The organism is Actinomadura kijaniata NBRC 14229, assembly GCF_001552175.1.
GTDB lineage: Bacteria > Actinomycetota > Actinomycetes > Streptosporangiales > Streptosporangiaceae > Spirillospora > Spirillospora kijaniata.
This window is the reverse complement of sequence record NZ_BCQR01000083.1, coordinates 41,719-50,810: the sequence shown is the minus strand read 5'-3', so window position 1 is coordinate 50,810 and position 9,092 is coordinate 41,719. Positions and strand designations below refer to the sequence as shown.

Genomic DNA, 9,092 nt, shown 5'->3' with positions numbered 1-9,092 from the left:
CCGGGCAGCAGCGCCCGCGGCGTGCGGGCCGCGGCCCGCAGCGCGTCGCCCGCCCGCAGCCCCGCGAACGTCAGCGCCGCCTGCCCGCGCGACACCATCGGCGTCAGCGGCAGGACGAACGGCGTCGCGCGCACCAGGTGCGGGGCGGTGCGGGCCATGAGGAACCCGCGTTCGACGGCGCTCTCGTGGGCGACGTCCACCTGCCCGGACGCCAGGTAGCGCAGCCCGCCGTGGATCAGCTTGGAGCTCCAGCGGGAGGTGCCGAACGCCAGGTCGTGCGCGTCGATCGCGGCCACCGACAGCCCCCGCGCGGCGGCGTCCAGCGCGACCCCCGCGCCGGTCGCGCCCAGCCCGACCACCAGCACGTCCACCACCTCGTCGGGAAGGGCGTCCAGCTCGCGGGCGCGGCGCTCGGCGTTCAGCGAGGAACGGGCGGGCGAGATCATGGGGCGAGGGTCCTCTCCAGGGTGTGGCGGAGTTCGGCGTCGAACGCGTCGGGGGACAGCTCGGGGTCGGCGGCCTCGGTCATCGTCGGGACCGACAGCGCGAACGACTGGATGACCAGCAGCACCGCGCGGGCCTGCCGCACCGGGTGGTCGGGGCGGACCGAGCCGTCGGCGTGCCCGGCGCGCACCGCCGCCTCCAGGATCGCCAGGAACGCCTCCTGGCTCGCGCCGCGCCGGTCCAGCACGTAGGGGAGCAGCAGCTCGGGGTCCACCTCGACGATCTTGCGCAGCAGCGGGTGGTCGCGGAACGTCCGCACCCCGGCGACCAGACCCTCCACCAGGCGTTCCCGGGTGGGGCGGCCGTCGTCGGGCGGCTGCGCGGCGGTCGCCAGCGCCGTCCACTCCCGGGTCATCAGATCGCCGACGATCGTGCGCACGTCCGGCCAGCGCCGGTACAGCGTCATCCGCGACACCCCCGCGCGGCGGGCGATGTCGGTCAGCGTGGTCCGGCGCACCCCGACGGCCAGCACGCAGTCGCGGGCGGCGTCCAGCACGCTGTCGTCATCGGTCCTGTTGTGACGATTCGACGTCATATGTCACAGTGTAAGCCACACGTTCCGGGTGACGACAGAGGGAGACGGTGTGGAGACGCGGGACATGCTCTGGAGCGGCTGGGGAGATCCGGCCAAGGCGACCCCGCTGCCCGAGCCGGTGACCGGGCTGCTGCGCGACCTGCTGGGCGTCCGGCCCGGCGACGCGCGGCCCGCCGGGCTGCACGAGATCACCCTCGCCGACCCCCGGCTGTCCGAGGCCGACCTGGCCGCGCTGCGCGACGCGGTGGGGGGCACGGCGGGCGGGGAGCACGTGCGCACCGACGCCGAGGCCCGCGTGCGGCACACCCGCGGCAAGTCCACCCCCGACCTGCTGCGCATCCGCGCGGGCGAGACCTCCGACGCCCCCGACGCCGTGGTGCTGCCCGGCTCGCACGAGGAGGTGCTGGCGGTCCTGGCGGCCTGCACCGAGCGGCGGATCGCCGTGGTCCCGTTCGGCGGCGGCACCTCGGTGGTCGGCGGCCTGGCCCCGCGGGGGGTCGCGGCGTTCGTCGCGCTGGACCTGCGCCGCCTGGACGCCCTGGTCGAGGTGGACGAGGTCTCCCGCACGGCCGTCCTCCAGCCGGGGCTGCGCGCCCCGCGGGCCGAGGCGCTGCTGAACGGGCGCGGCTACACCCTCGGCCACTTCCCGCAGTCGTTCGAGTGGGCCTCCATCGGCGGGTTCGCCGCCGCGCGCTCCAGCGGGCAGGCGTCGGCCGGGTACGGCCGCTTCGACGAGATGGTGGTGGGCCTCACCGTGGCCACCCCGCGCGGCACCCTCGACCTGGGCCGCGCGCCGCGGTCGGCCGCCGGGCCGGACCTGCGCCAGCTCGTGCTGGGGTCGGAGGGCGCGTTCGGCGTCATCACCTCCGTCCGCGTGCGGATCCACCCGGTGCCGGAGGAGTCGGCCTACGAGGGCTGGCGGTTCCCCTCGTTCGAGGCCGGCGCGGCGGCGCTGCGCCGGGTCGCCCAGGACGGGCCGCTGCCGGCGGTGCTGCGGCTGTCCGACGAGACCGAGACGATGATCGGCCTGGCCGACCCGGCGGCGGTCGGCGCGGGCCTGTCGGCGGCCTCGGGCTGCCTGGCGGTCATCGGCTTCGAGGGCGCCCGGGGCCGGATCGCCGAACGCCGGGAGAAGGTCCGCGCGGTCCTCGCCGGCGCGGGCGGCGAGCCCCTCGGCGCCGGGCCGGGGGAGAAGTGGGAGCACGGCCGCTTCAACGCCCCCTACCTGCGCGACGCGCTGCTGGACGTCGGCGCGTTCGCCGAGACCCTGGAGACCGCCGCGTTCTGGGCCGACATCCCGGGGCTGTACGCGGCCGTCCGGACGGCGCTCACCGACACCCTCGGCGCCGCCGGCACCCCGCCGCTGGTGATGTGCCATATTTCGCACGTGTACGCCACCGGCGCCTCCCTCTACTTCACGGTCGTGTCCGCCCAGGGCGAGGACCCGGTCGCGCACTGGGCGAAGGCCAAGCACGCCGCCAACGACGCGATCCTCGCGGCGGGCGGCACCATCAGCCACCACCACGGCGTCGGCACCGACCACCGCGACTGGTACGCCCGCGAGATCGGCCCGCTCGGCGTGGACGTGCTGCGCGCGGTCAAGAACGGCCTGGACCCGGCCGGGATCCTCAACCCCGGTGTGCTGATCACCCCCGCTTCCCCCGAGGAGTAGCCCGTGCGCACGTTCACGGCGGTCGTCAACCCCACCTCCGGCGGCTCCACCTCGGCCGCCACCCTGGTCCCGCTGGCCCGGCTGCTGCGCGAGGCCGGGGCCGAGGTCGTCGTGGAGTACAGCCGGGGCCTGGAGCACGCCAGGGCGCTGGCGCGCGGCGCGGCCGACGCCGGGCACGTCGTGCTGGGCGTCGGCGGCGACGGCATGGTCGGCTGCGTCGGCGGCGCGCTGGCGGGCACCGGCGCGGTGTTCGGCATCGTGCCCGCCGGGCGCGGCAACGACTTCGCCCGCCAGCTCGGCGTCCCGCGCGACCCGGCCGCGCTCGCCGCGCTGCTGCTGGAGGGCGAGCCCCGCGCCGTGGACGCCATCGACGCCGACGGCACCCCCGTCCTCGGCAGCGTCTACGCGGGCGTGGACGCCGTCGCCAACGACAACGCCAACCGGACGCGGCTGCTGCGCGGCTCGGCCTCCTACTACGTGGGCGCGCTGCGCGCCGTGCTGTCCTGGAGGCCCGCCGACTACGTCGTGACCGTCGACGGGACCGGGTACCGGCGGCGGGGCTACACGGTCGTCGCCGCCAACTCCGGCTTCTACGGTTTCGGACGGCACATCGCGCCCGGCGCGAGCGTGGACGACGGGCTGCTCGACGTCGTGATCGTGCGGCACGGGCCGAGGTCGCTGTTCTTCGGCGTCATGCGGGAGCTGTCGGACGGGTCGCACGTGCGCCGTCCGCAGGTGGAGGTGCTGCGCGGCCGGGAGGTCCGCATCGAGCTGGCCGACACCCCGGCGATGGCGGGCCGCGTCCTGCCCTACGGGGCCGACGGCGAGCTGCCCGGAACGCTGCCGGTGACCGCCCGCGTCATGCCGGGGGCGCTGCGGGTCCTCGCCCCCTAGACGGGGGCCCCGGAGGGGGCGTTACCGGACCCCGGCGTAACCGTCCGACTTTTGATCACTCCATTTGGGTTGGTTTACGAAGGCATTACAGGCAGGCCGATAGCGTCGTGTTTAGTCCCGATTGAGGGATCTACAGGGTCGTCTGTGGAGGCATCATGGGAAGGCGACAGCTCGCCGTTCTGGGGGGACTCATGATGACCGCAGGCACCCTCGCCGTGGTGGCGCCGGTGTCTACGGGGGTGGCGCCGGCGTCCACCACGCTTGTCGGGGGCGCTGCGGACGGTCCCCCGACCCGCGCGGTCGCGGCCGCCCGGTTCCGACCCGTTCCGGTGCGCAGCGTGACCTGAGATGACCAGCCACCGGGCCCGGACGCTCCAGAGCGGCCGGGTCCTCGTGCTGTCCGCCCCGCGCGCCGGGAACACGCCCCGCCGCCATGTCTGGTCCCCGGCCGCCCGCGGCCGTAGGGTAAGGCCCCGTGCGCACCCTGCTGAACGTCGTCTGGCTGGTCCTGTCCGGTCTCTGGCTGGCCATCGGCTACGGGATCGCCGGGATCGTCTGCTGCGTCCTGATCATCACGATCCCGTTCGGCATCGCCTCGTTCCGGATCGCGCTGTTCGCGCTCTGGCCGTTCGGCAACACCATCGCGCGCCGCCCGGACGCCGGGACGGGGTCGGCGGTCGGCAACGTGATCTGGTTCCTGGTGGCCGGGATCTGGCTGGCGATCGGCCACCTGCTCACCGGGCTCGCGCTGTGCGTGACGATCATCGGGATCCCGCTCGGGATCGCCAACTTCAAACTCATCCCGGTGTCGCTGACACCGCTCGGCCGCGAGATCGTGCCGACCGGCGACCGGGCGACGTTCGGGGTGCGCTGACCGGCGCCGTCCGGGCGGAGCCGCCGGTCCCCGGACGGAGCGTGATCACCCGATCGCGGTGCGAACTGTGGCATAGATCTCGTTCCGGCATCGGCACCGCATCGACTGGATCTCCCCCCTCTCCACCCCAACCAAGCTTTTGGTCAAATGGCCTTCACCGGCCACTTCCGTGGGGCATCGTGGCCGCCGTTCACGGACAGAGACCATTCGGGGGTGTGATCATTTGCCGGAGGTGCATGTGACAACAAAGGCATCCGGACCCGGACCCGCAGGTGGCGGCGGCGACGACAACGGCGCGTATCTGCGGATCGAGCAGAGCGTGGAGTTCCAACGGCTCCGCGCGGCGTTCCGCCGCTTCGTCTTCCCGATGACGGTCGCGTTCCTCGTCTGGTACCTGCTGTACGTGGTGCTGTCGGCGTACGCGCGCGGGTTCATGGGCACCAAGGTGGTCGGCGAGATCAACGTCGCCCTGGTGTTCGGCCTGCTGCAGTTCGTCTCGACGTTCGCCATCGCGGTGCTGTACGAGCGGTACGCCCGCCGGAAGCTGGAACCCCTGGCCGCCTCCGTCGACACCTCCGGTGTCGCCGCGAGCGCCGACCGGGCCGCCGTCGAGAACGGCCCTGAGACCACCCCCGAGAACGGTCCCGAGGACCAGGCCCCCCGGAAGGACGAGCGATGATCCGCCAGACGCTGGCCGCGCCGGTGCTGGCGGCGGCCGAGAACGAGCACCGCACGTTCTCCCTCGTGCTGTTCGCCCTCTTCGTGGCGGTCACCCTCTACATCACCGTGTGGGCGAGCCGGCAGACCCGCACCGCCGCCGACTACTACGCGGGCGGCCGGTCGTTCTCGGCCATGCAGAACGGCCTGGCGATCGGCGGTGACTACATGTCGGCCGCCTCGTTCCTCGGCATCGCGGGCATGTTCGCGCTGTCGGGCTACGACGGCTTCCTCTACTCGATCGGGTTCCTGGTCGCGTGGCTGGTGGCGCTGCTGCTGATCGCCGAGCTGCTGCGCAACTCCGGCCGGTTCACCATGGCCGACGTGCTGGCGTTCCGGATGCGGCAGCGCCCGGTCCGCGCGGCCGCCGGCATCTCGACCATCGTCGTGTCGATCTTCTACCTGCTGGCGCAGATGGTCGGCGCGGGCTCGCTGGTGACCCTGCTGCTCGGCTCGCAGAGCGAGGCCACCAAGATCTGGACCATCGTCATCGTCGGCGCCCTGATGATCTTCTATGTCACCGTCGGCGGCATGAAGGGCACCACCTGGGTCCAGATCGTCAAGGCCGTGCTGCTGATGACCGGCGCGTTCATCATGACGGTCTGGGTGCTGTCCAAGTACGGCTTCAACCTGTCGAGCCTGCTGGGCGACGCCGCCGCCAAGAGCGGCAAGGGCGACGCGTTCCTGCAGCCGGGCCTGCGGTACGGCGCCACCGACATGTGGTCCAAGCTGGACCTGCTGTCGCTCGGCCTGGCGCTGGTGCTGGGCACCGCCGGCCTGCCGCACATCCTGATCCGCTTCTACACCGTGCCGAACTCGCGCGCCGCGCGCACCTCGGTGAACTGGGCGATCGGCATCATCGGCGCGTTCTACCTGATGACCCTGGTGATCGGGTTCGGCGCGGCGGCGCTGGTCGGGGGCAAGGCGATCGCCGCGCAGGACAAGGGCGGCAACACCGCCGCGCCACAGCTGGCCGAGACCCTCGGCGGCGGCGCGGGCTCCACCGGCGGCGCGGTGTTCCTGGCGATCATCGCGGCGGTGGCGTTCGCGACGATCCTGGCCGTGGTCGCCGGGCTCACCCTCGCCTCGTCCTCCTCGTTCTCCCACGACATCTTCGCCAACGTGCTGCGCCGCGGGAACGCCACCGAGCGCGACGAGGTGAAGATGGCGAAGATCGCCGCGCTGGTGATCGGCGCGGTGGCGATCGTGCTGTCGATCTTCGCGCGCGGGATGAACGTGGCGTTCCTGGTGGCCCTGGCCTTCGCGATCGCCGCCTCGGCGAACCTGCCGACGCTGCTGTTCTCGCTGTTCTGGAAGCGGTTCAACACCGTCGGCGCGGTCGCGGGCATCTACGGCGGCCTGATCTCGGCGCTCGGCGTGGTGCTGCTCAGCCCGATCTGCTGGGGCGGCAAGTCCTCCACCCTGCCCGCGGGCAACCCGACCGCGCTGTTCAGCGACACGGTCGTCGCGATGATCCCGTTGCAGAACCCCGGCCTGATCTCCATCCCGGTCGGGTTCCTGTGCGCCTACCTCGGCACGGTCCTGTCCAAGGAGAGGACCGACGACAAGTTCGCCGAACTGGAGGTCCGGGCGCTCACCGGGACCGGCGCGCACTGACCGGAAAACCGTTTCGCGCGGGGGCGCGCCGAACGGCTTGACGCGCAGATCACCTCCGGGGAAGGGTGAGACCACCCCCTACCCCCCGGAGGTTTTCTGTGTCCGGAGACCGTCCCGCGTCCCCCGCCTCGGGCAACTCGCGGCAGTCGGAGGCGGGAGCGGGATGGAGCTGCCGGACGCCGGGCAGCTTCGAGGACCTGCTGCCCGAACGGGTGTCGGCGTTCTCCTGGCGCCGCCCGCTGGTGCTGTGGCGGTCGCGCAACGACGTGGTCGCGCACCTGTTCGGCGACCCCTCCAACGCCATCCGCCGCCGCTGCGTGGCGGCCCTCACCGAGCGCGGCACCCCCGCCGGGTTCACGATGCACCGGCAGGCGGCGGAGTTCTCGTTCCTGCTGACGGGCGACACCGGCGAGGGCGACCGGTCCCAGTACGCGGTGGTGCCGCCGCTGCTGAACGCCGGCGCCGACACCGACTTCATGGTGATCGCCAGCGACGTCATCTACCCCGCCGGCGACGCCGCCGACTACCCGGAGAAGTTCTTCCGGCCCTACCGCGACTACCCGGGGCCGATCTACGCGGTGCCCGGCAACCACGACTGGTACGACGGGCTGCGCGGCTTCCTGCACGTGTTCTGCGACCTGACGGCCGACTGCCTGCCCGACCGGTGGCAGGGGCCGCTGGGGCTGGTGCCGAGGCTGCTGTGGCGGCGGCCCGGCGCGGTCGACGAGGCCGCGCTGGCGCGGGCGCGGCGCGAGCACCGGGGCGCGCCCGCGCAGCGGGCGACGCAGCCCGGACCGTACTGGACGATCGACACCCCGTCGCTGCGGATCGTCGGCATCGACACCGGCATCACCGGGACCATCGACGCCGACCAGGGCCGCTGGCTGCGCGGGGTGTCGGCCGGGCCCAAGCCGAAACTGCTGATCACCGGCAAGCCGCTGCGGGTGGACGACCGGGTGAGGCCGTGCCCGATCGAGGGCGGCGGGACCGTCGACGAGATCGTGGCGGACCCGGCCCACCACTACGTCGCGGCGATCGGCGGCGACATCCACAACTACCAGCGCTACCCGGTCCGGGTCGGCGACCGCGTCATCCAGTACGTGGTCGCGGGCGGGGGCGGCGCCTTCATGCACGCCACCCACACGATCCCCAGGACGCGGCTGGTGGACGAGGACGCGTTCCGCTGCTACCCGCTGCGCGGGGACTCGCTGTCGCGCTACAGCAGGCTGTACGGGCGGGTGCTGCGGCTGCCGGGGCTGTTCGAGCTGACGCCGCGGGAGGCGACCGCCGCCGTCCGGCACCGCCTCGGGATCACCCCGGCGCGGTCCTACGGGGACGGGGAGGCCTCGCGGCCGTCGCGGCGGGCGCTGCTGGTCGCCGCCCTGCTGGGCGTGCCGCGCGCCGGGGGAGGGCGGCGCAGGCTGCGGCTGCCGGTGAAGCGGCTGCCGCAGCGGTTCCGGTCGGAGCTGGCCGACTGGGACCGGCCGCCGTTCTTCAAGAGCTTCCTGCGGATCGACGTCACCGGGACCGAGCTGCGGATCCGCTGCTTCGCCGTCACCGGCTGCGGCGACCAGGAGACCGATCCGCCGTGCGAGGACGAGGTGACGATCCCCTTGCGGAGCCCGTCCGGTGACACCTGATCGACCGCGAACCTGACAGTTGGGTAACAAGAAGGGGGATTGGTCAGTTCGGCGGGTGTTCCTCCCGTAGATTCGTCCGCCATGAGTTACCCCCAGCAAGGCCAGGGACAGCCCTACCAGCAGCAGCACGCCCAGGCCGGACACGCCCAGGCCCCGCTGCCGCAGCACGCGCCCCAGCACGCGCCCCAGCCGGTCGGCGCCGGCTACCAGATGAAGCGCCGCAACCCCCTGGGCGCCTGGCTCGGCCTGCCGATGATCACGCTCGGGATCTACGGCCTGGTCTGGTTCTACAAGGTGCACGAGGAACTGCACGGCTACGACCGCCGCATCGGCAACTCCGCGGTCAACGCGCTGCTGTCGCTGCTGTTCGGGTTCATCACGCTCGGCATCTGGCCGCTGGTGATGTGGGTGAAGCTGGCCGGACGGATCTCCCAGGCGCAGCGCGCCGCGGGCCTGCCGGGCAGCTGCAACGCCGCGCTCGGCTTCCTGCTCGGCATCTTCGGCTTCGGCGTCCTGTACTACCAGATCGAGCTGAACAAGGTCGTCGACCGCTACCAGGGCGCCCCGGCCGGCCAGCAGGTCCCGCTCGCCGCCTGACGCGTCCCCTTCCCACGCGTCCCCTCCCCCTGACCGCGCCGC

9 protein-coding genes are annotated in these 9,092 nt (G+C 73.1%); 7 read left to right on the top strand and 2 right to left on the bottom strand.

The features are described from left to right. Nucleotides 1–446: FAD-dependent oxidoreductase (locus AKI01S_RS25615; protein ID WP_157420137.1), on the bottom strand; the 446-nt coding region annotated here is incomplete at its 3' end. After that, nucleotides 443–1,039 (bottom strand): TetR/AcrR family transcriptional regulator, encoded by a 597-nt coding sequence (locus AKI01S_RS25610; RefSeq protein ID WP_067823163.1) that lies wholly within the window; start codon nt 1,037–1,039, stop codon nt 443–445. The genes AKI01S_RS25615 and AKI01S_RS25610, both read right to left, overlap by 4 nt. Before the next feature lie 64 nt (nt 1,040–1,103). Here AKI01S_RS25610 and AKI01S_RS25605 point away from each other — a divergent pair, with 64 nt between their 5' ends. The 7 genes from AKI01S_RS25605 (at nt 1,104) to AKI01S_RS25575 (ending at nt 9,050) form a co-directional block, all read left to right on the top strand. Continuing rightward, nucleotides 1,104–2,711 carry an FAD-binding oxidoreductase gene (locus AKI01S_RS25605; RefSeq protein WP_067823179.1) on the top strand — a complete coding sequence of 536 codons (1,608 nt, stop codon included), beginning with the start codon at nt 1,104–1,106 and terminating at the stop codon, nt 2,709–2,711. A 3-nt stretch (nt 2,712–2,714) separates the two neighbouring features. Continuing rightward, nucleotides 2,715–3,605 carry a diacylglycerol/lipid kinase family protein gene (locus tag AKI01S_RS25600; protein ID WP_067823158.1) on the top strand — a complete coding sequence of 297 codons (891 nt, stop codon included), beginning with the start codon at nt 2,715–2,717 and terminating at the stop codon, nt 3,603–3,605. Nucleotides 3,606–4,080: 475 nt separating this feature from the next. Beyond that, complete coding sequence (locus tag AKI01S_RS25595; protein WP_067823153.1) at nt 4,081–4,479, top strand: YccF domain-containing protein; 399 nt, start codon at nt 4,081–4,083, stop codon at nt 4,477–4,479. Nucleotides 4,480–4,717: 238 nt separating this feature from the next. Beyond that, a complete protein-coding gene (locus tag AKI01S_RS25590; protein ID WP_084000238.1) occupies nt 4,718–5,158 on the top strand; it encodes a DUF485 domain-containing protein in 441 nt (146 codons plus the stop codon). Further along, a complete protein-coding gene (locus tag AKI01S_RS25585) occupies nt 5,155–6,813 on the top strand; it encodes a monocarboxylic acid transporter (RefSeq protein WP_067823149.1) in 1,659 nt (552 codons plus the stop codon). The genes AKI01S_RS25590 and AKI01S_RS25585 overlap by 4 nt, the downstream gene beginning before the upstream one ends. 98 nt (nt 6,814–6,911) lie before the next feature. Then, nucleotides 6,912–8,453 carry a metallophosphoesterase family protein gene (locus AKI01S_RS25580; protein ID WP_067823145.1) on the top strand — a complete coding sequence of 514 codons (1,542 nt, stop codon included), beginning with the start codon at nt 6,912–6,914 and terminating at the stop codon, nt 8,451–8,453. Between the two features lie 81 nt (nt 8,454–8,534). Beyond that, nucleotides 8,535–9,050 carry a DUF4234 domain-containing protein gene (locus AKI01S_RS25575; RefSeq protein WP_067823142.1) on the top strand — a complete coding sequence of 172 codons (516 nt, stop codon included), beginning with the start codon at nt 8,535–8,537 and terminating at the stop codon, nt 9,048–9,050. The last annotated feature ends 42 nt before the right edge of the window (nt 9,051–9,092 follow it).